The sequence below is a fragment of the Aeromonas sp. 600276 genome (assembly GCF_049175815.1).
Classification (GTDB): Bacteria; Pseudomonadota; Gammaproteobacteria; order Enterobacterales; family Aeromonadaceae; genus Aeromonas; species Aeromonas dhakensis.
The window spans coordinates 273,248-296,163 of record NZ_JAAKVU010000004.1 but is presented as its reverse complement, the minus strand read 5'-3'; the positions used below and the strand labels follow the sequence as shown (position 1 = coordinate 296,163).

18 protein-coding genes are annotated in these 22,916 nt (G+C 61.3%); 10 read left to right on the top strand and 8 right to left on the bottom strand.

Going from position 1 to position 22,916, the window contains the following annotated elements; all coding sequences use genetic code 11:
- Positions 1-406: 406 nt before the first annotated feature.
- The 7 genes from G5134_RS06265 to G5134_RS06235 all read right to left on the bottom strand — a co-directional run bounded on the left by G5134_RS06265 (position 407) and on the right by G5134_RS06235 (position 8,119).
- Complete coding sequence (locus tag G5134_RS06265) at positions 407-1,642, bottom strand: tetratricopeptide repeat protein (RefSeq protein WP_017781454.1); 1,236 nt, start codon at positions 1,640-1,642, stop codon at positions 407-409.
- An 11-nt stretch (positions 1,643-1,653) separates the two neighbouring features.
- The gene (locus tag G5134_RS06260) at positions 1,654-2,289 is read right to left on the bottom strand and encodes an energy transducer TonB (protein WP_065017521.1); all 636 of its coding nucleotides are present in this window, start codon (positions 2,287-2,289) and stop codon (positions 1,654-1,656) included.
- A gap of 16 nt (positions 2,290-2,305) precedes the next feature.
- The gene (locus G5134_RS06255) at positions 2,306-2,713 is read right to left on the bottom strand and encodes an ExbD/TolR family protein (protein ID WP_005297833.1); all 408 of its coding nucleotides are present in this window, start codon (positions 2,711-2,713) and stop codon (positions 2,306-2,308) included.
- A gap of 67 nt (positions 2,714-2,780) precedes the next feature.
- On the bottom strand, positions 2,781-3,308 hold the full coding sequence (locus G5134_RS06250; protein WP_005297834.1) for a MotA/TolQ/ExbB proton channel family protein: 528 nt from the start codon (positions 3,306-3,308) through the stop codon (positions 2,781-2,783).
- Between the two features lie 10 nt (positions 3,309-3,318).
- Positions 3,319-4,692: a MotA/TolQ/ExbB proton channel family protein gene (locus G5134_RS06245; protein WP_024941434.1), complete on the bottom strand. Its 1,374-nt coding sequence runs from the start codon at positions 4,690-4,692 to the stop codon at positions 3,319-3,321.
- Positions 4,689-5,453, bottom strand: coding sequence for a DUF3450 domain-containing protein (locus G5134_RS06240; RefSeq protein ID WP_010633021.1), 765 nt, complete (start codon positions 5,451-5,453; stop codon positions 4,689-4,691). The genes G5134_RS06245 and G5134_RS06240 overlap by 4 nt, the downstream gene beginning before the upstream one ends.
- 110 nt (positions 5,454-5,563) lie before the next feature.
- The gene (locus G5134_RS06235; protein ID WP_017788349.1) at positions 5,564-8,119 is read right to left on the bottom strand and encodes a TonB-dependent receptor; all 2,556 of its coding nucleotides are present in this window, start codon (positions 8,117-8,119) and stop codon (positions 5,564-5,566) included.
- A gap of 737 nt (positions 8,120-8,856) precedes the next feature.
- On the opposite strand from G5134_RS06235, the gene G5134_RS06230 reads away from it, so the two are divergent.
- The 5 genes from G5134_RS06230 (at position 8,857) to G5134_RS06210 (ending at position 14,910) form a co-directional block, all read left to right on the top strand.
- Complete coding sequence (locus G5134_RS06230; protein ID WP_010633023.1) at positions 8,857-9,882, top strand: ABC transporter permease subunit; 1,026 nt, start codon at positions 8,857-8,859, stop codon at positions 9,880-9,882.
- Between the two features lie 2 nt (positions 9,883-9,884).
- Positions 9,885-10,928 carry an ABC transporter permease gene (locus G5134_RS06225; RefSeq protein WP_019839457.1) on the top strand — a complete coding sequence of 348 codons (1,044 nt, stop codon included), beginning with the start codon at positions 9,885-9,887 and terminating at the stop codon, positions 10,926-10,928.
- Positions 10,929-11,010: 82 nt separating this feature from the next.
- Positions 11,011-12,828: an extracellular solute-binding protein gene (locus G5134_RS06220; protein ID WP_065017520.1), complete on the top strand. Its 1,818-nt coding sequence runs from the start codon at positions 11,011-11,013 to the stop codon at positions 12,826-12,828.
- 25 nt (positions 12,829-12,853) lie between these two features.
- Complete coding sequence (locus G5134_RS06215) at positions 12,854-13,912, top strand: ABC transporter ATP-binding protein (RefSeq protein ID WP_042007445.1); 1,059 nt, start codon at positions 12,854-12,856, stop codon at positions 13,910-13,912.
- The gene (locus G5134_RS06210; protein WP_017781039.1) at positions 13,909-14,910 is read left to right on the top strand and encodes an ABC transporter ATP-binding protein; all 1,002 of its coding nucleotides are present in this window, start codon (positions 13,909-13,911) and stop codon (positions 14,908-14,910) included. Before G5134_RS06215 ends, G5134_RS06210 begins: the two co-directional genes overlap by 4 nt.
- Before the next feature lie 699 nt (positions 14,911-15,609).
- On the opposite strand, the gene G5134_RS06205 is transcribed toward G5134_RS06210, so the two are convergent.
- Entirely contained in the window at positions 15,610-17,061 is a 1,452-nt protein-coding gene (locus G5134_RS06205; protein WP_024941440.1) for an aminoacyl-histidine dipeptidase, read from the bottom strand.
- Between the two features lie 921 nt (positions 17,062-17,982).
- On the opposite strand from G5134_RS06205, the gene gpt reads away from it, so the two are divergent.
- The 5 genes from gpt (at position 17,983) to G5134_RS06180 (ending at position 22,903) form a co-directional block, all read left to right on the top strand.
- The gene (gene gpt / locus G5134_RS06200; protein ID WP_005297888.1) at positions 17,983-18,450 is read left to right on the top strand and encodes a xanthine phosphoribosyltransferase; all 468 of its coding nucleotides are present in this window, start codon (positions 17,983-17,985) and stop codon (positions 18,448-18,450) included.
- Positions 18,451-18,570: 120 nt separating this feature from the next.
- Entirely contained in the window at positions 18,571-19,839 is a 1,269-nt protein-coding gene (frsA, locus tag G5134_RS06195) for an esterase FrsA (RefSeq protein ID WP_005297890.1), read from the top strand.
- Positions 19,840-19,900: 61 nt separating this feature from the next.
- Positions 19,901-20,293, top strand: coding sequence for a sigma factor-binding protein Crl (crl, locus tag G5134_RS06190; protein ID WP_005297893.1), 393 nt, complete (start codon positions 19,901-19,903; stop codon positions 20,291-20,293).
- A 161-nt stretch (positions 20,294-20,454) separates the two neighbouring features.
- Positions 20,455-21,558 carry a glutamate 5-kinase gene (gene proB, locus G5134_RS06185; RefSeq protein WP_005297894.1) on the top strand — a complete coding sequence of 368 codons (1,104 nt, stop codon included), beginning with the start codon at positions 20,455-20,457 and terminating at the stop codon, positions 21,556-21,558.
- 91 nt (positions 21,559-21,649) lie between these two features.
- Entirely contained in the window at positions 21,650-22,903 is a 1,254-nt protein-coding gene (locus tag G5134_RS06180; RefSeq protein ID WP_065017519.1) for a glutamate-5-semialdehyde dehydrogenase, read from the top strand.
- Positions 22,904-22,916: the final 13 nt, after the last annotated feature.

Sequence of the window (22,916 nt, the reverse complement as noted above, 5' to 3'; positions counted from 1 at the left end):
CAAGCTGCCGCACCAGCAGCGAGCTCAGAGCGGGCGATAGCAGCTGGAAACTGGTATGCAGCTACTGAGTTATCCAGGCTGCTGTACCAGCAGCGAGCTCAGAGCGGGCGACGGCAGCTGGAAACTGGTGTGCAGTTACTGATGACCGTTTGAGAGGCAGGCCGGCACTCTGCATGGCCTGTCCTCTCGCAAGGCAATGACCCAATCCGGAGCCCAGGCTCCGGATTTTTTATGGCGGGGTAATAAAGGTGGGGCATAAAAAAGACCGCTCCGGGGAGCGGCCAATTGCCACCAAGGCAATCTGCGGGGTAGTCCCCTTGTTGTTGATCGGCAGGGCGGGAGCCCGTCCTGCCGAGTGTTGTTGCGTGCCTTGCCGAGGGATGGCCCCGGCCGGCACGCGGCTTGGTTACTGGGTGACGGCGCCGCCCTGCTGCTCTTTCAAGAAGCTGATCCAGGGGGAGGCGCGGCCGCTGACGTTGCCGTTCTGGGCAGCCTGGGTGAAGGCGGAGAGTGCCTCCTTCGGCTTTTGCTGCTCAAAATAGGCAACCCCGGTCAGGAACTTCAGATCCGCCCGCTGCTCGCCGCTGGCGTTGGCGGCAGGCTTGGCGGCGAAGGCCACCAGATCCTGGTAGCGCTTGCTCTGGATCATCATGCGCGCCATCTTCAACTGCAGATCGGCACTGGGGGCCAGCTTGTAGGACTTGGCCAGGGTGTCGATGGCCGGGTCCAGCTCCTTGGCCTGGTGCCAGTAGTTGGCGAGCGTCTTGTAGTTGGCCGCGTTGCTCTCGATGGTCCCTTCCTTCATCGCCTTCTCCATCACGCGGGCGGCACGGTGGGGAATGCCGGCGAAGGCCAGGTAGTTGGCGAGGCGCTGCAGCTCGCTGGCTTCGGTCAGCATGCCGAGGTTGTAGGCGCCTTCCAGCGCCGCCAGGGCCTTGGCATCGTTGCCCGCCTGCATGTGCATGGCCGAGAGCTGGGTCCAGTACTTCTTCTTCTCCGGGTAGCGGTCGACCAGTGCGGTCAGCACCTCGGTAGCCGACTTGTACTGTTTCAGCTCGTAGTGGGCCGCCATCTTCAGCAGGTACCAGGACTCCGGCGCCTTGCCCGCGGAGAGCTTGATCGCGTTGTCCACCGCCGGAATGGCTTCTCGATACTGCTTGAGCTGCACATGGGCGTTGGCCAGCGTGATGTAGGCGTGCGGGGTCGGTTTCTCGTCCTTGCCGAGGTTCGCGAACCACTGGTTCATGGTGCTGATGGAAGCCTTGAAGTTCCCCTCCGCCATGTAGAGCTGGGCCAGGTTGTAGCGCACCTGCTGGGCCACCGGCTGGGGCAGCCCGCCGGTGGCGATGGCATCGGCGAAGTACTTGGTCGCCTGACCGTACTTCTCCTGCTGCGCCGCCACGAAGCCCAGGGTCTGCAGAATGACCCCCTTGTCGTAGACCCGCTCGCCGGCGCCGGACAGCGCCTCCTGCAGCTTGGCATTGGCCTCGCCGTATTTCTTCTCGGTGATCAGTGCCTGCGCCTTGTTGACCGCGCGGTAGGCGCGGTCAGAGAGGGCGGGCTGCTCGGCGGCCCAACCGGCGGTGCTGAGCAGCACCGCCATGGCGACCGGGGCGAGGATCAGGGTGTGTAACTTTTTCATCGCCACCTTCCTTAGTTGGTCGCAAACTCGATCTCTTGCTGCATGCGACTGGCCTGCGGCTTGCCATCCACCATGGCCGGTTTGAACGTCCATTTGGCGATGGTCTGGCGCGCTGCCTTGCCGAGGTCGTAGCTGCGTGGCTCTTCCTTGACGATCCGCACGTTGCTGACGGTGCCGCGCTCGGTGACGGTGAACTCCACCAGCACCTTGCCGGAGGCGAGGCCGGCCAGCGCCGCCTTGCGAGGCATCATGGGCTCGAAGGTCGCCAGTGGAATGGCGCCGTTGTTGCCACCCATGCCGCCGCCACCGCCGCCGGTGCTGTAGGCACCGAGGGCGTTGCCGCCGCCGATGTTGACCGGGATGTCGAGTTTGGGCATGTCCATGGGGGAGCTATCCATCTGCGGCCGATCCGTGCTCGCCACTTCCATCTCGGGAGGGGGCGGCGGGCGTTTCGGGGGCGGCGGCTTGGGCAGCTCGCGTTGTCTCTCTTGCAGGGTCTCCTGAGGCTTGAGGCGAATGAAGTCGGTCATGCTGACGTCCTCCTTCTCCACCAGCTCCCGGTGATCCGGCGTGATGAGCTTGTTCATTCCCAGGAACAGGAAGAACACCACCACGCAGGAGACCGCTAACGATATCAGGTATCTCATGGCATTCGCTCCGGCATCAGCTGCTCTTGTCGGCGGCGATGGAGATGTTCTGGACACCGGCCATGCGGATCTGATCCATGACCTGGACCACCAGACCGGAACGGGATTCGCTGTCGGCCTGGATCACCACGGCGCTCTCCGGGTTCTCTGCCCGCAGCCGCTCGATGTTGGCACGCACGGCACCCACTTCGACGATGCGCTTGTCGACCCAGACCTGGCCATTCTCACGGACCGCGACCATAATGTTCCCCTTCTTCACCGTTTCGGCCGTGCTGGCGCTCGGGCGGTTGATCTCCACGCCGGACTCCTTGACGAACGAGGTGGTGACGATGAAGAAGATCAGCATGATGAACACTATGTCCAGCATGGGGGTCAAATCGATGGCCGCCTCATCAGCACTGCTGTCGCTGTGACGTTTTCTCATGGCAAAAACTCCTTGCTTGTTCTGTGCCCCCGCCAGAACCGGGTCCGGCGGGGGAGTGCATCCTGCATCAGCCGTGTTTCAGGTTGTCTTCCAGCTTCTGCACGGCCAGCTTGGCCTTGTGATCGAGCCGGCTGACAAAAAACAGACCGGAAAGGGCGGCAATCATGCCCGCCATGGTCGGTACCGTCGCCTTGGAGATCCCCGAGGCCATTGCCCGCGGTGAGCCGGTGCCGGTGATGGCCAGGGTGTCGAACACCTGCACCATGCCGACCACGGTCCCGAGCAGCCCCATCAGCGGGCAGAGGGCGATCAGCACCTTGATGACCGGCATCCCCTTGTCCACCGCCATGGCCACCCGGGAGACCAGCTCGCGGCGGATCTGCCTGGCAGACCAGGAGAGGTGATCGCTACGGGCCAGCCAGGCGGCCTTGGTCTGCTTCACCTGTTGCGGGTAGACCGCCATGAAGTAGAACCAGCGCTCCAGCAGCAGGGCCCACATCATCAGGGTCAGGAAGAACAGGGCGACCAGCACGTCGCCCCCCAATCCCAGAAACCGGCGGACCGACTCGACTTCTTCAATCAACCAGAACCACATGGGTGACTCCTTACGCTGCGGCTTTGGAGGCGTGCAGACGTTCCTGATAACGGGCGACGAAGCCGGCGCTCTGCTCTTCCAGCACCTGGATCAGACGGCGGCTCTGGGTCTGTACAATGGTGTAGAGGAACAGCATGGGCACCGCGACCACCAGACCCTGCATGGTGGTGACCAGGGCTTCGGAGATACCACCCGCCATCAGCTTGGGATCGCCGGTACCGAACAGGGTGATGGCCTGGAAGGTGGCGATCATGCCGACCACGGTACCCAGCAGACCCAGCAGCGGTGCCACCGAGGCGATCAGCTTGATGATGCTGATGCCCTTCTCGAACTTGGGCACGTTGCGCAGGATGATCTCGTCGAGCTTGGACTCCAGATCCTCGATATTGTCGCCACGATGGCTCTGGTAGGCCCCCAGCATCTCGCCAATGGGATTGCCCTTGATGATCTGATCGGATTTCAGCTGCTTGCGCATGGATCCGCCGATGAGGGAGAGGCGAGCGCCGCAGAACAGCGCCAGCAGGGTGCCGAGCACGCCGAGCACCATGATGACGTAGCCCACTTCACCACCCTGGTCGATCCGCTCCTTCAGGGTCGGCGACTGTACCAGCAGGGAGAGGATCACGCCGCGGGACGGGTCGACGAAGATCGGCTTGACGCCGCCGCCACCCTGTTCAAAGTCGGCGATGGGTTCCAGCACCCCCTTGTCGGGCTGGCGGGGCAGCTGTTCGAACTTGCCGGTCTCCGGCACGAAGGTCAGGTACTTGCCTTCGGAGACGGTGTTGAACTCGCCGATCTGGGTCACGGTCTTCTCGGCCTGGTTGCCTTCGCCATAGACCACGGTGGCCGGGATCTGGCTCACCTTGCCACCGTCGACCATGCGGCTGAGGGTGGTGGTCCAGAAGGCGGTCAGGTCATCGCTGGAGGGGAGCTCCTTGCTCTCGGCCAGGCGGGTCAGCAGGGCGGTCTGCTCCGGATGTTCGACCCGGCGGGCAGAGGCGTTGAAGATCCCTTTGAACTCACCGGCGAACTGACGCAGTACGCCGAACATCTCGCCCATGTTGCCGGCACGCTGGCGCAGGGTCTCGGTCAGCTCGGTCAGCTGCTTGTCATTGGCATCGAAGGCGGCCTTGAGCTGCTCGCCCTTGGCTGTTTCGGCGGCCAGTTCTGCCTTGGCCTTGGCCAGCAGGGCGGCCTGCTCGTTCTTGTCGGCCAGGAAGCGGGCTTCCCGCTCCTTGTTGAGCTGGGATTCGGTGGTGCTGGCGGCCTTGACCTGATTGAGCAGAGCGTTCAGATCCACCGGTTTCTCGGCGGCGGTCACCGGCAGGGTGATCAGGGTAGCGCCCGCGATCAGCGAGGCGATGGCAAGTTTGATTCCTTTCATGATGCTTTCTCCGCAGTTTGAACCGGCAGCTTGATGAGGGCGGGAGGCGCCTGCTTCTTGGCGATGCGAAGGCCCTGTTCCACTGCACTGCGATACTCCTGGGGCAACTCTTCCCACTGGCGGGTCTTCTTGTTCCACATGCCGGTTTCCTGGCCGTCCGGGGACTGGTAGAGCAGGGCGATACGGCCCACGCGCAGGAACTCGTAGGTCTTCTCGCTGCCATCCTTGTCCAGGCTGGCCTTGTAGGACTCGATGGTGCGGCTGAAGCCTTCCTCGATCTGATAGGCCTCCAGGATCTTGCGGTACTTCTCGGAGATGGTGACATCGGCTCGGTTCATCAGGTCGGTCAGGGCCGCCACGCGGTCCTCCCGCTCAACCTTCTGGAACGGCAGGTCCAGCGAGACGAACTGGTCGAGGGAGTCGATCATCTTGAGCATCAAGGGCACCACTTCGGTGCTGGTCTGATCGATCTGGGCGATCTGGCGCTGCATGGAGGCCAGCTCGCTGCTCTGGGATTCGACCATCTTGCCCACCTGCTCGTTGTAGGTGCGCAGGCTGTCGACCTGGCGCAGAGCGGCCTTGTACTGGGCGAGGGCGGATTCGGCAGAGTCGGCGTAGTTGTCGATCTTCTGCTGGGAGACTTTGGATGCATTGTCGGTGGCGGCTTGAGCGTCCACTGCCTGGCTGGCAGAGGCGGCACTCAGATTGAAGCTGGTCAGCAAGGCAGCAGAAACCAGGCTGCCGAGGAGCGCTTTCTTCATTGTAATTGTCCTTGTTTTCATAGGATTACCCTATCTCCGTAACTTCCTTGGACGTTGGGCAAAGCCGGCCCGACCGGGCCGGCTTAGGTTGGTATCTCAACGAGAGTTGATTAGAACTTCTGGGTGTAGTCGAGGTAGACGATGCGCCCGTCGATGCCGTAGAGATCTTCGTCGTAGGTGAAGCCGTCGCTGGAGAGCGAGGGGCCTACGTTGAACATGTTCTTCACACCGGCTTGCAGCTTGCCGTTCCAGGGGGTGTCAACACCGACGTTCAGGTTCCAGGTGGTCTGGGAGGCGATATGGCCCTCGGTCCGACCATCAACATAGTCCTGGCTCTGGGAGTCGATATAGCTGGCACTTAGGTAGGTATCCATGTTCCACCACTGCGGCACATTGACCCCGACACCGGAGTTGAAGCGCAGTTCTGGCTTGGCGTTCCAGCCCTTCTTGTCGACCATGGGACCACCGGCGAACAGACCCTCTTCGTATTTCAGAATGTAGGTGCTGCCGAAGTCGTAGCGCACGGTCGCGACGTTGAAGTCGTACTTGTAGTCAGCCTTGAAGTCCAGACCGCTGGTCTTGAGCTGGCCCAGGTTGACCATGCCGGCATAAACCTGCTCCACATCGCCGTTGGCATCGCGGATGACGTTCGGGTTGCTGCCGGTGTTCAGCTCCTGATAGAACTGGGTCTGGGTAGTGGCCAGCTGGATCACGTCATCAATCTTGATGTAGTAGTAGTCCAGCGAGAGGTTGAGGTCGTCGATCGGGCTGTAGGCGGCACCGATGCCGAAGGTGTCAGCCGTCTCTTCCTTCAGGTTCTTGTTGGATTGGCGAACCGTGGTGTACTGCTCTTCCGGGCAGTTGGCCACACCGTTCTTCTGGCAGGAGACATAGTCCTTGGCGAAGTCGGCGGAGTCGGCATCGGCCGCGTACAGGTCATCCAGACCCGGGGCACGGAAGGACTGCGACCAGGAGGTGCGGAACAACAGGTTGTCCAGCGGCTGATAGCGCAGGCTCGCCTTGGGCGAGAAGGCGCTGCCAAAGTCGCTGTACTTGTCGAAACGACCGGCCAGGTTCAGCTCGATCTGCTCGGTGATGGGGATCAGGCTCTCGATATAGGCTGCGAAGACGTCGCGTACACCACCGCCTGAGTTGCCGGAAGAGCCGATGACGTTGCCGGCCGCAGACTGGCTGTCATAGGTGTCGGAGTAGACCCAGTCGTTGTACTCGGCCCCCAGGTACCAGCCGATGGGGCCGGCCGGCAGTTCGCCCATGCTCCAGCCCAGGCCACCGTACCACTGGAAGAAGTCCATCTTGGAGGTGCGGCTGGTGTCGTAGGAGAGGCTGTTGGTGGCGGCACTGGAGAACTCGCCGTTCTTGAAGTTGCCGCTGTCGACCTCCTGCTGGACCGCCGGATTCAGCACATAGCCGGTCCCGCGGTTCTTGTTGTCGGTCTTGGAGTACATGTAGCCCGCATTCCACTCCACATCGCCCACCGCTTCGGTCGGCAGTGTGCCTTCGAAGCCCAGGTTCATGCTGCCGGTCAGGTCGGTGACGTCGTTGTCACGGGGGCCGACGTTGCTGAAGCGATAGTAGACGGTAGCCTTGTCGCCGATGAAGCCGTTGTCGGCCAGCAGCTGGGCGCCGCCCGGAGTGGTCCCGTCGATGCTGAAGGGACCGGCGGCCGGGGCGAAGCGGCCGAAGCTGGTGACCCGCGAGCCGATCAGCTGGGGTACGAAGTCGACGTTGTCATTGATGTGATAGCGGCCGTTGACATAGACGGTGTCCCGGGTACGGGAAGCGGTCTTGGCGGCGACCTGGGCAAAGTCGAAGCGGCAGGCGGTACCGACCGGCACGAAGCCGGGGCCGGTATTGGCGCAGTCGATGCCGTCCAGGGTACGGGTGACCGTCTTGCCGGTGGCGGCATCGATCCCCTTGATGTTGCGGCCATACAGGCTGGGAGCAGAAGAGCCCTGCAACGCCAGGTAGTCGCGATCCTTGTAGTAGATCTCCTCCTTGACGTCGTGCTCGTACACCATCATCAGGGCGCCCTTCTCCCCTGTGATGCCGCTGACGATGGAGCCGCTCTTCTCGTCACCACCCTCTTCGGTGGGAGAGCCGATACGGCCCTGGAATTCCAGCCCTTCATAGTCCTGTTTCAGGATGACGTTGATGACACCGCCGATGGCATCGGAACCGTACAGGGCCGAGCCGCCGTCCAGGTTCACTTCCACCCGCTCCACCGCCGCCATGGGGATGGAGTTGAGGTTGATGGCGCTGCCACCCATGGAAGGAGAACCGGCGACCCGCTTGCCGTTGAGCAGCACCAGGGTGCGCTCTGAGCCAAGCCCGCGCAGGCTGACGGTGGCCTGGGATTGGGCTGAGCTGCCGGAGGAGGGGGAGATACTACCGAAGGAGTTGTAGGAAGCCTGCTTCAGGTAGTCGGCTACGGTCTGCTGACCGGATTGTTCGATCTTGGCCTTGCTGATGGCGACGACCGGGGTGGCGCCTTCCACGTCGACACGGGAGATGCGCGAGCCGGTAACCTTGATCTTCTGGAGTTTTTCGACGTTTTGGCCTTCTTCGGCCAAGACAGGGGTGGCCACTACTGCCGCGCTCGCCAAGGCAAACGCAACGGCAGCAGAGAGTCTGCTTTTCCTAAGCATCGCTTATATCCTTCCTGGTTGTTTTTTTGTTTGCTTCCATACCGCCCTCGTTGGGGCGATGCGTAAGGCTTATCAAGGTTTGGCGGTTGACGTCAATTGAGGCGGTACGGATGGGGGCGTGGCGGGTAATAAGATGACTATGTTTTATTTTTTCACATTTGGCAGAGATTTATTCTGATTTGGTAACGTTTTCCTATGTAAAGGTTTTGTTAAAGTAAATTGATTCCAGTTTATCGATTAATTTTGAACTTATCGATAAGGGTGGTGTCTTTCTGGGTTTTATATTGTTGAGTTAGGTGTTTTTAGCATTATTGTCTGTTTTGGTAGTGTGTTCGGCTGAGGTTCAGGCTGGGCGCCGGCTGCCTATTTATATGCAGCCATATAGAGAAGGTGTTCTTTTGTGGGGTTTGTTTTAAGTGGCTGTTTTTAATGATTTATTTAATTTGCTTGCTGGTTTTTATCTTTTTTATTGAATTGTTAAACGTTATTTAAGTTGTTCATCTTGTAGTTTTTTATCTTGAAGTTGCGAATTTCAGAAAAAACTCACGATAAATTCCACTGCACAAGCCGGGACCAGAATGCACCCCTAGTTCTACTTGATTTTTGTTGCAGAGCTTTTACAGTGACCGAGCGGATAGTCTGTCAATCATCGGCTATTCAGTGAGTAATGCCAGGAAGGACGGGCCCGTCACCGGATGTGACTGGCCATAAAAGAACAACAAGGACGAGGTTCCACCATGCTGTCGTATTTCCTACGTCGGATGCTTTTGATCATCCCGACGTTTCTCGGTATCACCCTGCTCGTCTTCACCATCACCCGTTTCGTGCCGGGCGGTCCGGTCGAACGCATGTTGCTGCAGGCCCAGGTTTCCCAGAATGAGTCCGGTCGCTCCAGCGGCAGCAAGGGGGCGCAGGCGCTCTCCGACGAGCAGATCGAGGAGCTCAAGGCGTTCTACGGCCTCGACAAGCCCATGCTGGTCGCCTATTGGGAGTGGCTGCAGAAGCTGGCGGTACTGGATCTCGGCGAGTCGACCCGCTATTACGAGCCGGTGTGGGATCTTATCAAGGACAGGTTGCCGGTGACCGCCTTCTTCGGGCTGGCCACCTTTCTGCTGAGCTACGCCGTCTCCATCCCGCTCGGGGTGGCCAAGGCGCTCAGACACAACACCCGCTTCGATTCAGTCAGCTCCATGCTCATCTACATGGCCTATGCGTTGCCCGCCTATGTGGTGGGCATCTTCCTCATCACAGTGTTCGCGTTTCATCTGGAGTGGCTGCCCATGGGGGGCTTCCCGGGGGACGAGTTTGACGGGATGGAGAACAGCTGGGATCAGATCCGTACCCTCTTCGCCCACGCGCTGCTGCCGCTCATCGCTTATGCCATCGGGGATTTCGCCATCCTCACCATGACCATGAAAAACAGCCTGATGGAGAACCTGTCGGCGGATTACGTGCGTACCGCCGTGGCCAAGGGCTTGCCGTTTCGCAAGGCGGTGACCGATCACGCCATGCGCAACAGCCTGATCCCCATCGCCAGCCACCTGGGATCTGTGCTCACCGTCTTCTTCGGCGGATCCTTCCTCATAGAGACCATCTTCAACATCGACGGCATCGGCTTGCTTGGCTACGAGGCCATCGTGGAACGGGATTACCCCACAGTGATGGGCATTCTGGCCATCACCTCCATGCTGATGCTGGTGGGCAACATTGTCTCCGACATCTGCGTCGCCCTTGTCGATCCCCGCGTGCGGTTTGGAGAGTGAACATGAACCTGAATCCGGTAACGCTGAAAAAACTCAAGCGTTTCAAATCGATAAAACGCGGCTACTACTCCTTTATCATCTTCACCACCCTGGTGCTGCTCTCCCTGCTGGCGGAGCTCTTGGTCAACAGCCGGGCACTGATGGTGAGCTATCAGGGAGAGCTCTATTTTCCCACCTATGGCGACGTGATCCCGGGTCAGCAGTTCGGGCTCGATTACGAGTACGAGACCAACTACCGCCAGCTCAAAGATAAATTTGCCGCAGAGGGCAAGGGGGACTGGGTGCTGCTGCCACCTGTGCCCTGGAACCCCTATGAGCAGGACTTCAAGCAGGACGCCTACCCACCCTATGCGCCCAGCTTGGCCGAGCGCCACCTGCTCGGCACCGACACCAGCGGTCGTGACGTGCTTGCGCGGCTGGTCTACGGCTTTCGCATCGCCATCGGCTTTGCCTTCATCGCGCTGGTGGCCAGCTACGCCATCGGCGTCACCATCGGTTGCATGATGGGTTTTCTCGGCGGACGCTTTGACCTGGTGCTGCAGCGCTTCATCGAGATCTGGTCCCAGGTGCCGTTTCTCTACGTCATCATGATCCTGGTGTCGCTGGCCAAGCCCAACTTCGGTCTGTTCGTGGCCATCAACGTGCTGTTTGGCTGGATGGGCATCACCTGGTACATGCGCACCCTCACCTACAAGGAGCGGGCGCGGGACTACGTGATGGCGGCGCGGGCCCAGGGGGCCGGTACCGGGCGGATCATCTTCAACCACATTCTGCCCAATACCCTGATGATGATCGTCACCCTGGCGCCGTTTGCCGTGGTGGGCAACATCTCCACCCTGACGGCGCTGGACTACCTGGGCTTCGGCCTGGCTCCGCCCACCCCGAGCTGGGGGGAGCTGCTCTCCCAGGGGATCAACAACCTGGATGCCATCTGGATCGTGAGCTCGGTGGTGGCGGCGGTGAGTCTGGTGCTGATCATGGTCTCCTTTATCGGCGAGGCGATCCGCGAGGCGTTCGACCCGCGCAAATTTACCCGTTATCAGTGACCTGTGGCGCACTCAAGGCGCCGGGTCGCTCACCCTTAAATTGCTAAACCCCCAGTGTAGGGGTATGACCAGGAAGTCAAACATGAACAATAAAATCAAATGGATAGGTGCTCTATTCTTGTTGGTGAACGGGACCTGGGTGTGGGCGGCCAGCCTGCCTGCGGATCTCAAGTGGGAAACCAACGACACCGACCCCGTGTTCGCCTCGCCCAAGGCGCTGCCCGGCGGCAGCATCACCATGTTTGTAGACAGCTTTCCGCTGACGTTTCGCACCGTGGGGCCCGACTCCAACGGCGCGTTCCGCTCCTTCATCATGGACAACCAGCTGAGGCTCATCAGCTTCCATCCCAATACCGGCAACCCCATCCCTGCGCTGGCAACCCACTGGGCCATCGCGCCGGACAACCAGACCGTCTACTTCAAGCTGGATCCGCAGGCCAAGTGGTCCGATGGCAAGCCGGTGGTCGCCGATGACTACACCTTCGGCTACGAGATGATGCGCTCCAAGGACATCAAGGGGCCCTGGTTCAACAACTACTACACCACCGAGGTGGTGGCGGTGGAGAAGATTGACGACCACACCATCCTGGTCAAGGCGGGCACCCGCAAGGCCAAGCTGGATCTGCTCAACACCACCGAGCTGTGGCCTCAGCCCAAGCACTACTACAAGCTCACCCCCAACTGGGTGAAGCAGTACAACTGGGCCGTGGTGCCCACCACAGGCCCTTATGTGATGACCGACGTGAAGAAGGGCAAGTCCATCACCTTCAGCAAGCAGAAGGGGTGGTGGGCCCAGAACTATCGCTACAACCAGCACAGGTTCAACCTCGACACCATCAAGGTGCAGGTGATCCGCGATCACAACATCGCCTTCCGTCACTTCCTGAAAGGGGAGCTGGATACCTTCGAGATGATCCTGCCCAACTGGTGGCATGAAAAAGCGGTCACTTCCGAGTACAAGCAGGGATACGTGCAGAAGGTGATGGCCATGACCGACACCAAGCAGGGCGGGCAGGGGCTGCATCTCAATATCGCCACTCCCAAGCTGGCGGACATCAACGTGCGGCTCGGCATTCAGCATGCCCTCAACATCGACAAGATGATCAAGACGGTGCTGCGTGGCGACTACGACAGAGCCACCACCTTCGGCTCGGGTTTTGGCGAGTTCACCGACATGCAGCTGCCGGAGCGGGCCTATGACATCAGCAAGGCGCGCGACTACTTTGCCAAGGCGGGCTACAGCAAACCGGGGCCGGACGGCATCCTGCAGAACGACAAGGGTGAGCGGCTGAACCTGGCGCTCACCTACACCAGCCAGGAGCACTCCAAGCGGTTGACCGTGCTCAAGGAAGAGGCCAAGAAGGCGGGGCTGGATCTGGAGCTTAACCTGGTGGATGGTGCCACCGGCTTCAAGGCGATGCTGGAGAAGAAACACGAGGCGGCCTGGATGGGCTGGGCCGGCGGCGGTCTCTATCCGCAGTATTGGGAGTCGTTCCACTCCGCCAATGCCAACAAGCCGCAGACCAACAACCTGTTCAACGTGGCTGACAAGGATCTCGACACGCTGATCGACGCCTACAACGTCGAGTTCGACATGGCCAAGCGGGCCGAGCTCTCTCGCCAGATCCAGCAGCGCATCTATGACTTGGCCATCTTCGTGCCCGGAGTCCAGCTCAACTACGTGCGGGCCAGCAGCTGGCGTTACGTGATGTTGCCCGAGGTGCCCGCCACCAAGAACACGCCGGATCTGCTCTACTGGCCCATGGATGGCTACCCCCACAGCAGTGGCGGTCTGCTCTGGCTCGATCCCAAGGTGAAGGAAGAGACCCTGAAAGCCAAGGAGGCAGGGGAGGCGCTGGCGCCCATCAACCTGCTCGACAAGACCTATGCACGTCACTGATATGGCGCAGAAGGGAGCAGCAGTCATGCCCAACACACAGGCTCCCCACCCGGGTGCCAGGGATCATGGGAGGCAGCTCGGCGTGGATGATGGCCAGAGCAAGGCCCCGATTCTTGAGGTGCGCGATCTCGAGGTGGAATTTGCCGTCGACGACGGCAAGATCAAGGTACTCGACGGGGTCAGCTTCCAGGTTGCCCCCGGCCAGACCCTGGGGGTGGTCGGCGAGTCCGGCTGCGGCAAGAGCGTCACCTCGCTCGCCATCATGGGGCTGCTGCCCAAGCCCCATGGTCAGGTGGTGGCGGGTTCCATCCGTTTTCAGGGGGAGGATTTGCTCGCGCTGTCACCGGATCAGATGTACAAGGTGCGCGGCAACCGCATCTCGATGATCTTTCAGGAGCCGATGACGGCACTCAACCCGGTGCAGACGGTCGGCGATCAGCTGATGGAGGTGTTCCGCCTCCACCGTCCCGACTACAACAAGGCCCAGCGCAGGGAGGCGGCCATCGCCATGCTGCAGAAGGTGGGGATCCCCGAGCCCGCCCAGCGCTTTGCCGTCTATCCCCACAACCTCTCCGGCGGCATGCGCCAGCGGGTGATGATCGCCATGGCGCTCGCCTGCGAGCCGGCGTTGCTCATCTGCGACGAGCCGACCACGGCGCTGGATGTGACCATCCAGGCCCAGATCCTGGAACTGATGAAGGAGCTGCAGGCCCAGACCGGCATGGCCATCATCTTCATCACCCACGATCTCGGGGTGGTGGCGGAGCTGTGTGACGAGGTGGTGGTGATGTATGCGGGCCGGGCGGTGGAGCAGGCCGACGTGTTCGAGCTGTTTGACCACCCGCGCCATCCCTATACTCATGGTCTGATGAGCTCGATCCCGCGGCTCGAAGATGAGCCCAAGAGTCTGCTCAAGACCATCAAGGGGCAGGTGCCAGCCCTGCACGAGATGCCCGCCGGGTGCCGTTTCTCCAACCGTTGTCCCCATGCCACCGAGATCTGCGTGAGGGCCATTCCGGCCACCGAGCAGCTCGCCGAGCGGCACGGGGTGGCCTGCCACCACTGGAGGGAGCTAGCCGTATGAAGACGCTTTTATCGGTGCGCGACGTGAAGCAGCACTTCCAGCTGGGCGGCGGCTTGTTGCGCAAGAAGTACCACGTCTACGCGGTGGACGGCATCAGCTTCGATCTCAAGCAGGGGGAGACGCTGGGGCTGGTGGGCGAGTCCGGCTGTGGCAAGTCGACCCTGGGACGCACCCTGCTCAAGCTGTTCGAACCGACCGCCGGCACCATCACCTTCGAGGGGCGTGACATCACCCACCTCTCGCCCAAGGAGATGCGCTCCCTGCGCCAGGAGATGCAGATCGTGTTTCAGGATCCTGCAGAATCCCTCAACAGCCGCCACACGGTGGGGCAGATCCTGGAGGAGCCCTTCGTCATCCACGGCAAGGGCAACGCCGAACAGCGGCGGGTCTGGGTGCAGGAGCTGCTGGAGAAGGTGGGGCTGCCTGGCAGCGCGGTGGATCGCTATCCCCATGAGTTTTCTGGCGGCCAGCGCCAGCGCATCGGCATCGCCCGGGCCATCGCGCTCAAGCCCAAGCTGCTGGTCTGTGACGAGGCGGTGTCGGCGCTGGATGTGTCGGTGCAGTCCCAGATCGTCAACCTGCTGCTCACCCTGCAGCGGGAGATGAACCTCGCCATCATCTTCATCGCCCACGACCTGTCGGTGGTCAAGCACATCTCGGATCGGATTGCGGTGATGTATCTGGGTCGGATCGTCGAACTGGCCGAGGCCCAGTCGCTCTATCTGGCGCCGCGTCACCCCTATACTCAGGCGCTCATCTCGGCCATTCCGGTGCCGGATCCGCGTCGGCGCAGCCAGCGCATCCTGCTGACCGGTGATGTGCCATCCCCCATCTCGCCGCCGAGCGGCTGCCACTTTCACCAGCGCTGCCCCTATGCCGGCGAGCTGTGCCGCACCCAGTCGCCGAGTCTGCAGTCGTGCGACGGGGCCGGTCACCAGGTGGCCTGCCACACGCCGTTGCCGTTGGCCGAGGCGATCCCCCTGGGAAAGGCGGTATGATGCCGGTGCCCGCATCGCAGCAAGATGGCACGGGAAACAACGAATAAAAAATGGGGCCTGCGGGCCCCATCTTCATGGTTGGAGTTCAGGTTTGGCCGTGGAACATCTGGCCAGGGCAGGACAGCGCCCCCGAGAGGGGATTGCTGCTGTGTGGATTGCTGTTGTTTGTAATTTTACTACTTAAATGCCCGGTAACTCTTTCACGAGATTGGCCGCAGGCGGTATCAGGCGCCATAACGGAAGTAGTAGTTGCGGGTTGACGGTGCATAGGTATCTTTCTCTGCCACGCCTTTCTTGCTGGTTACACCCTTCAGGTGGAACAGTACTGCCAGATTCTCAAACATATATTCACCTCATCGCTCTGTCGTTGACTTGTTATCTGTGACCTGGGTCACGCTTTGATCCTATGGCCTTCTGTGAGCTGGATCAACTTTTTGTGTTGTAAATTTACATAAATCATGGAAAGGGTTTTCAAATCCAGCGCTGTTTATGGAGACGGTTTCAGCAGGCACTCAGGTTGCGGTGCTGATAGCCAGGCTGACAGGCCTAGGTGAGTGGGAGATGGGGCAGAGCAGCAAAGCTGCAGATCTGTCTGGCGGTTTCTAGGGGAAGCACGCCAAGGGCTGGCGGGAGCATGCAAAAAAATACCCCGCACCTGGCGGGGTATGTGGTGTGGCCGGTCGGCCTTGACCTGCGGGCTTATTTGGCCGGGATCTGTTCCAGCACGTGAACCAGCAGCTGCCAGAAGCGCTCGACCGCCGGGATGTGCACCTTCTCGCCCGGCGCATGGGCGCCGCGGATGGTCGGGCCGAAGGAGACCATGTCCCACTCCGGATAGGCGCTCTTGAACAGACCGCACTCGAGGCCGGCGTGGATCACCATGACGTTCGGCATCTCGCCGAACAGGGTCTGGTAGCTGCTCCGTACCAGCGCCATCACCGGGGAGTCCACGTTCGGTGCCCAGCCAGGGTAGGCGCCGGTAAACTCGCAGCTGGCGCCAGCCAGATTGAACAGGGAGCGGGTCATCTGCTCGACGCTCTCGCGACCGGAGTCGATGAGGGAGCGGATCAGGCACTGCACGTACACTTCGCCATCCTGGGTCTTGATGACGCCCAGATTGGTGGAGGTCTCGGTCACGCCCGGGATGGCATCGCTCATGCGGATCACCCCGTTCGGGCAGGCCATCAGGGAGTCCAGCAGGCGGGCCTGCAGGGACTCGCTCATCAGCTGGGCCGGTTTCTCCTGGGCGGTGAGCAGCACGGTCAGGTTGGCTTCGGTGGCAGCGAGCTCGCTCTGGTAGATGCCGGTGTAACGGTCGACCAGTGCCTTGAATTCATTGACGCTGGCGGCGGGCACCAGCAGCTTGGCACGGGCCTCGCGCGGGATGGCGTTGCGCAGGGTGCCACCATGGATCTCGGCCAGGCGCAGGCCCAGCGGCTCGGCGGCCTTGAGCAGACGCACCAGTAGCTTGTTGGCGTTGCCGCGGCCGCGATGGATGTCGACCCCGGAGTGACCGCCGCGCAGGCCCTTGACCTGCAGCTCGAAACCTTCGCCTTCAGTGGCGGCAACCTGCTCCAGCGGGAAGCGGATATTGGCATCTACCCCGCCGGCGCAGCCCATGTAGACCTCGCCATCCTCTTCGGAGTCGGTGTTGAGCAGGATCTCGCCCTCCAGCCAGCCCGCTTCCAGACCGAAGGCGCCGGTCATGCCGGTCTCTTCGTCGGTGGTCAGCAGCACTTCCAGCGGACCGTGCTTGATGCTCTTGTCGGCCAGCACGGCCAGGCAGCCAGCCATGCCCATGCCGTTGTCGGCACCCAGGGTGGTGCCGCGGGCGGTGACCCATTCTCCGTCGATGTAGGCATCGATGGGATCCTTGGTGAAGTCGTGCTGGGTGTCGGCGTTGGCCTGGGGCACCATGTCGATGTGGGCCTGCAGCACCACCGCCTTGCGGTTTTCCATCCCCGGCGTGGCCGGTTTCTTGATGATGATGTTGCCGACGGCATCTTGCTTGACCGCCAGCCCTTCCCCTTCGGCCCACTGCATGATCCAGGCGCTCAGCTGGGCTTCGTGCTTGGAGGGGTGGGGGATGGAGCAGATCTGTTCGAAGAAGTGCCAAATCAGTTTGGGAGAGAGAGAGCTAAGCTGTGCCACGTCGGGACTCCTTACCAGCACGGAAAATGACAGAGCCCCGGCAGCGGGGCGAGGAAGAGGATAACGATAATACAGTCAATCACACAAAAATGTGAGCGATCAGCGCAAATTGCGGGCAGCTTGTGCTGGCAGGCGGGGGATTGGCAGCGAACTGCTCCAATGGGGGCAAAATGAGCCAGCACAAAAGATTTTTTGTGATTCACATCACAAAAATATTGAGTTTATGGCGCCGACTGGTAAATTAACGACCGTGGTTCGCCACCCGTCAGGATGACGATGAATGCCTCCAGGGAACCGAAGCAAAGCAAGTGCGCCTCCATGGAACCGAGTGTCCGTTCAAGGATTTGAACCCGCATAAAGGTACGTAACTTGTTAAGCAATCAGGAGTTTATTATGTCAGGCAGCAATTCAACCTATTGGTTCGCCCAGTCTCTTTATACCCAGGGCTTCAGCTACCCGAACCCCTACGCCAACCGCCGTTGATGCGGGCCGTCAGCCAGGCTGACGACAGGCGTATCGAAAAAAGCAGGTGAGTGAGGAATCTATCCTCCCCCTGCTATTTTTTTATCTGCCGAGCGGCAAACCCCGCCGGGGAGAGGAAAAAGAGGGAGTCAGCCGGACTTGCTTCGATTTTTTTCCTGCATTTCGCATACGTTTGCCAGTCAATTTATCCGCAAACGATGGTATCATGCCCGCCCAACAGCCTGTCTGCGGTCCTGCCCCCTCTGCGACATGACCGCCAGCTCTGCCCATCCTGCTTCCATTGCATCTGTTTTCGCTGCCGAGGGTCTTCTCCCGAGGCGGCCGCGGTGCAAGCTGAATTTGGTAGACAGGCGGCCGACATTATCTGCTGCCGATTCACTACGGAGTCGGCATTTGATTTTAAGTAATTGTTTTGTATAACCATTTGAGATCGATAGCATGCCAAAAAAATTCTACGTGTCGTGGGACAACCTGCAACGTGAAGCGCGCCGTCTGGCCCGTCGTCAACTGCCTGTCAGCCAGTGGAAAGGGATCATCGCGGTCAGCCGCGGCGGCCTGGTTCCGGCGGCGCTGATGGCCCGTGAACTTGGCATCCGCAACGTCGAAACCCTCTGCATCTCCAGCTACGACCACAACAACCAGCGCGATCTGGTGGTGGTGAAGGCCGCCAGCACCGCGGGTGACGGCGAAGGCTGGCTGGTGGTGGAAGATCTGGTGGACACTGGCACCACTGCCAAGGTGATCCGCGAGCTCTACCCCAAGGCCAAATTCATCGCCATCTTCGCCAAGCCCATGGGCGAGCCGCTGCTGGATGATTTCGAAGTGGCCATCCCGCAGGACACCTGGATCGAACAGCCGTGGGACATGGCGCTGGAGTTCGCCACCCCCATCTGCGACGAAGAGTAAGCCGCAAAGCTGCTGCAAAGGGCCCCTGTATGGGGCCCTGTTTTTTTGTGGTGCAACTGGCTGCCCGGCGGCAAAAGTGGTTAAGATGGAGCCATTGCATGACAGAAATGAGTAACAGCTTTGGACTTGAACGACGACCTCAACCTGACCGAGCAGCTCTTTACCCGGGTCAAGAAGGTGCTGGAGACCTCCGAAGTCTCCAACTCCAGCCCGGTGGAGGAGCAGGATCACAATGTGGACGAGAGCTTCATCGACGGTTCTATGTCAACGCGCTGGTATCGTCTGCTGCGCCGGCCGACCTGGGCCTGGCAGGGGGCGGATCCGGTCGAGGTGGAGCAGACTCTGGCCCGCATCGCCATGGGCGAGGGCGAGCGTACCCACGAGCGTTTCCTCGACACCATCAAGGGCTATGTGCCCGGCAACTGGGTCTATGAGTGGAGCCAGCTGGCCGGCCGCTACTTCAACCGGGGTCGCGAGCTGGTGGCGCAGGGCGAGCGGGGCGCAGCCCTGAAAAGCTTGCTCAAGGCGGTGCGTTACTACTCCATTGCCAGTTATCCCCACCTGAAGAATGACGAGCTGGCGGATCAGGCCCAGTTGCTCGGCAACATGGCCTACCGCGAGGCGGGCCGCCTGTTCAAGGTGCCGCTCAAGGAGCTCCAGGTGCCGTTTCGCGGCAAGCACATTCAGGGCTACCTGCACCTGCCGACCACCGACAAGCCGGTGCCCCTGGTCATCGTCAGCGGCGGCATCGACTCGCTGCAGGTCGACTTCCTCAACCTCTATCTCAAGTGCCTGGAGCCCAACGGCATCGGCATGCTCTCGCTGGACATGCCGGGCATCGGTTATGCCGAGCACTGGCCGCTGGTGCAGGACACCAGCCGGCTCCACCAGGCGGTCTTGAACCATCTGTCCGAGGTGGCCTGGGTCGATCACCAGCGCATCGCCATGGTGGGATTCCGTCTGGCGGGCAATGTGGCGGCGCGCCTCGCCTTCATCGAACCGTTCAAGCTGCGGACCGTGGTCTGCATCGGCGCCGGCGTCAACCAGGTGTTTACCAATCATGAGATGTTCGCCCGCTGCCCGCGCATGATGCGGGACGGGCTGGCCAACCGCCTCGGCGCCGATGCGGCCGAGTGGGAGTCGCTGCGCACCAAGTGCCAGGTATTTTCACTCAAGACGCAAGGATTGCTGGGGACTCGCACATCCGTGCCGATATTGAGTATTGGACACAAGCGAGATTTCATTTGTCCCGAGCAGGATGTACGGGCATTGGCCTCCGCCAGCCGCAACGGCAAGGCGGTGGTGTTCGACAAACAACCCTTGCTGGAGGTGTACGACGAGGCGTTGAAAGAGATGGTCGACTGGCTCAAGAAGCACTTATGTACATGATATAGCGCTAAAACTTATCGTCATCCCAGGGTGACGTGGCTTGTTCAACAGGGAGGTTAACATGTCAGAAAGAGTGACCTACAAGCGACTGCTGAGGCAGTTTGCCGCGATTGGCCCCTATTTACGTGAGGACCTTTGTGAAGAGGGGCGTTACCGTTTCGACTGCCTTTCCGTCTGTGTCAGTGCCAAGCCGGCACCGGACAAACGGGAGTTCTGGGGCTGGTGGCTGGTGCTGGAGCAAGACGATCACAGCTTCAGCTACCACTATCAGGTCGGCTTCTACAATGCGGACGGGGAGTGGCTCGACAAGCCGTTGCCCAAGAAGCATCAGGTGGAAGTCGAACGCACCCTCAACCACTTCTACAAGCTCATCAGCGACAAGCTGCACCAGCTTGGTTGCCAGCTCGCTCCCGCCGAGCAGGTCACCAACGAGCTGACCGTCACCGCCGCCTGATGACCCGCCGCCCCGCCAGCCACCCATCGGCTGGCGGGGCATTTCTTTGCCGCGCTGCCGGCCATCCTGATTTCCCGCCTGCCGCGTGGCGTTAATTGCCTTGCAGGGCAACAGGGCCGTGGGTATAAAGGGATTCCTTACATTTCAGCCTTTTTGCTCCCATGGAAAACAGAACCATAGTCGTCAAACTGGGCACCAGCGTGCTCACCGGGGGATCTTCCCAGCTCAATCGTGCCCACATGGTCGAGCTGGTCAGACAGTGTGCAGCCTTGCACCGTCACGGCCACAGGGTCGTGATGGTCACCTCGGGGGCCATCGCCGCCGGCCGTGAGCATCTGGGCCACCCTCCGTTGGCGCCAACCCTGCCCAACAAACAGATGCTGGCGGCGGTGGGCCAGACCCAGCTGATCCGGGTCTGGCAGGATCTGTTCAACCTCTATGGGCTGCACATCGGCCAGATGCTGCTGACCCGTGCCGATCTGGAGGACAGGGAGCGCTACCTCAATGCCCGCGACACCCTGCGCACCCTGCTCGATCACCGCATCATCCCGGTCATCAACGAAAACGACGCCGTGGCCACCGCCGAGATCAAGGTGGGGGACAACGACAACCTCTCCGCTCGCGCCGCCATCCTGGCCGATGCGGATCTGCTGATCCTGCTTACCGACCAGAAGGGGCTGTTCACCGCCGATCCGCGCACCAATCCGGATGCCCAGCTCATCGAAGAGGTACAGACCATAGACGACACCCTGCGCAAGCTGGCGGGTGACAGCGTCAGCGGGCTCGGCACCGGTGGCATGGCCACCAAGCTGCAGGCGGCCGACGTGGCGCGCCGCGCCGGGGTCAACGTGGTGATCGCTACCGGCCAGATGCCGGAGGTGGTGGGGCGTCTTGCCAGGGGCGAGCGCATCGGCACCCTGTTCCCGGCGCTGGCGTCACCGCTGGAAGGGCGCAAGAGCTGGATCCTGGCAGGGCCCCCCCCTCACGGCGAGGTGCAGGTGGATCAGGGGGCTGTCGCCGCCATGCAGGAGAAGGGCTCCAGCCTGCTGCCCAAGGGCATAGTGGCGGTGAAGGGGGATTTTGTGCGCGGCGATGTAGTGCGCATTCTCGATCCCAAGGGGGCCGAGCTGGCGCGCGGCATCTGCCGTTACAATCATCTGGAGCTGGATAAACTGCGCGGCGTCCATTCGGACAACATCGAACAGGTGCTGGGCTACGGCTACGGCGCCGTTGCGATCCACCGCGACGACATGGTGCTGCTGTGAGGCGTCAGCCGCTGCAGAGCATGGGCAGCGGCACACCAGGATAAGAGAGGCGCCGCCATCAGGCGCCCCGCAAGAACCAAAGGGAAGAGAGATGAGTCTGGAGAAAATGGGGCTGGCAGCCCGCGAAGCCGCCTATCAGCTGGCCACCGTCAGCACGGCGCAGAAGAACCGGGCGCTGGCCGCCATCGCCGACGAGCTGGAGGCGCGCAGCCACCAGATCCTGGCCGCCAACGAGAAAGACATCGCCGCCGGGCGCGAGGCTGGCCTCTCCGAGGCCATGCTGGATCGGCTGCTGCTCAATCCGGCCCGACTGGCCGGTATCGTGGCGGACGTGCGCAAGGTGACCACCCTGGATGATCCGGTCGGCAGCGAGATCGACAGCCGGGTGCTGGAGAACGGCCTGCGTCTCTCCCGTCGCCGGGTGCCCATCGGGGTCATCGGCGTCATCTACGAGGCGCGCCCCAACGTTACCATCGACATCGCCAGCCTCTGCCTCAAGACCGGCAACGCCAGCATACTGCGCGGCGGCCGCGAGACCTTCCACTCCAACCTGGAGCTGGTACGGGTGATCCAGCGCGCGCTGGCGGCCTCCGGTCTGCCCGAGGCGGCGGTGCAGTACATCGACAACCCGGACCGGGCCCTGGTGGGTGAGCTGCTGCGCCTCGACCGCTACGTGGACATGATCATCCCCCGCGGTGGCGCGGGTCTTCACAAGATGTGCAAGGAGAACAGCTCCATTCCGGTCATCATCGGCGGATTTGGCATCAGCCACATCTTCGTCGACGAGAGCGCCGATCTGGCCCGTGCCTTGCCCCTCATCGACAACGCCAAGGTGCAGCGCCCCTCCGCCTGCAACGCCCTCGACACCCTGCTGGTGCACGAGAAGGTGGCGCCGACCCTGTTGCCGCAACTGGTTGGCTTAATGAACGAGCGCAAGGTGGCCCTGGTCGCCACGCCGGAGGCCATGCCCCTGCTGGCGGGCGCCGACAGCCTGCGTGCCGCCGGCCCGGAAGACTTTGATACCGAGTGGCTCTCGCTGACCCTGGGGGTCAAGCTGGTGGCGGACGTGAACAAGGCGCTGGCCCATATGCGCGAGCACAATGCCGGTCACTCCGATGCCATCCTCACCAACGACCTGGCCAATGCCGAGCGTTTCGTCAACGGCGCCGGTTCGGCGGCTGTCTACGTCAACGCCTCCACCCGTTTCACCGATGGCGGTCAGTTTGGTCTCGGCGCCGAGGTGGCGGTATCGACCCAGATGCTGCACGCTCGTGGCCCCATGGGGCTGACCGAGCTCACCAGCTACAAATGGGTGGGATTGGCGGATTATCTGAGCCGCGCCTGAGCCCCCGTTTTGC

Bases quoted from the DNA above. Each gene is read 5' to 3' on its own strand.
- G5134_RS06180 (WP_065017519.1), top strand. From the start codon at position 21,650: ATGAGTCTGGAGAAAATGGGGCTGGCAGCCCGCGAAGCCGCCTATCAG.
- gpt (WP_005297888.1), top strand. From the start codon at position 17,983: ATGCCAAAAAAATTCTACGTGTCGTGGGACAACCTGCAACGTGAAGCG.
- crl (WP_005297893.1), top strand. From the start codon at position 19,901: ATGTCAGAAAGAGTGACCTACAAGCGACTGCTGAGGCAGTTTGCCGCG.
- G5134_RS06225 (WP_019839457.1), top strand. From the start codon at position 9,885: ATGAACCTGAATCCGGTAACGCTGAAAAAACTCAAGCGTTTCAAATCG.
- G5134_RS06230 (WP_010633023.1), top strand. From the start codon at position 8,857: ATGCTGTCGTATTTCCTACGTCGGATGCTTTTGATCATCCCGACGTTT.
- G5134_RS06265 (WP_017781454.1), bottom strand. From the start codon at position 1,642: ATGAAAAAGTTACACACCCTGATCCTCGCCCCGGTCGCCATGGCGGTG.
- G5134_RS06260 (WP_065017521.1), bottom strand. From the start codon at position 2,289: ATGAGATACCTGATATCGTTAGCGGTCTCCTGCGTGGTGGTGTTCTTC.
- proB (WP_005297894.1), top strand. From the start codon at position 20,455: ATGGAAAACAGAACCATAGTCGTCAAACTGGGCACCAGCGTGCTCACC.
- G5134_RS06255 (WP_005297833.1), bottom strand. From the start codon at position 2,713: ATGAGAAAACGTCACAGCGACAGCAGTGCTGATGAGGCGGCCATCGAT.
- G5134_RS06235 (WP_017788349.1), bottom strand. From the start codon at position 8,119: ATGCTTAGGAAAAGCAGACTCTCTGCTGCCGTTGCGTTTGCCTTGGCG.
- G5134_RS06210 (WP_017781039.1), top strand. From the start codon at position 13,909: ATGAAGACGCTTTTATCGGTGCGCGACGTGAAGCAGCACTTCCAGCTG.
- G5134_RS06245 (WP_024941434.1), bottom strand. From the start codon at position 4,692: ATGAAAGGAATCAAACTTGCCATCGCCTCGCTGATCGCGGGCGCTACC.
- G5134_RS06215 (WP_042007445.1), top strand. From the start codon at position 12,854: ATGCCCAACACACAGGCTCCCCACCCGGGTGCCAGGGATCATGGGAGG.
- G5134_RS06240 (WP_010633021.1), bottom strand. From the start codon at position 5,453: ATGAAGAAAGCGCTCCTCGGCAGCCTGGTTTCTGCTGCCTTGCTGACC.
- G5134_RS06250 (WP_005297834.1), bottom strand. From the start codon at position 3,308: ATGTGGTTCTGGTTGATTGAAGAAGTCGAGTCGGTCCGCCGGTTTCTG.
- G5134_RS06220 (WP_065017520.1), top strand. From the start codon at position 11,011: ATGAACAATAAAATCAAATGGATAGGTGCTCTATTCTTGTTGGTGAAC.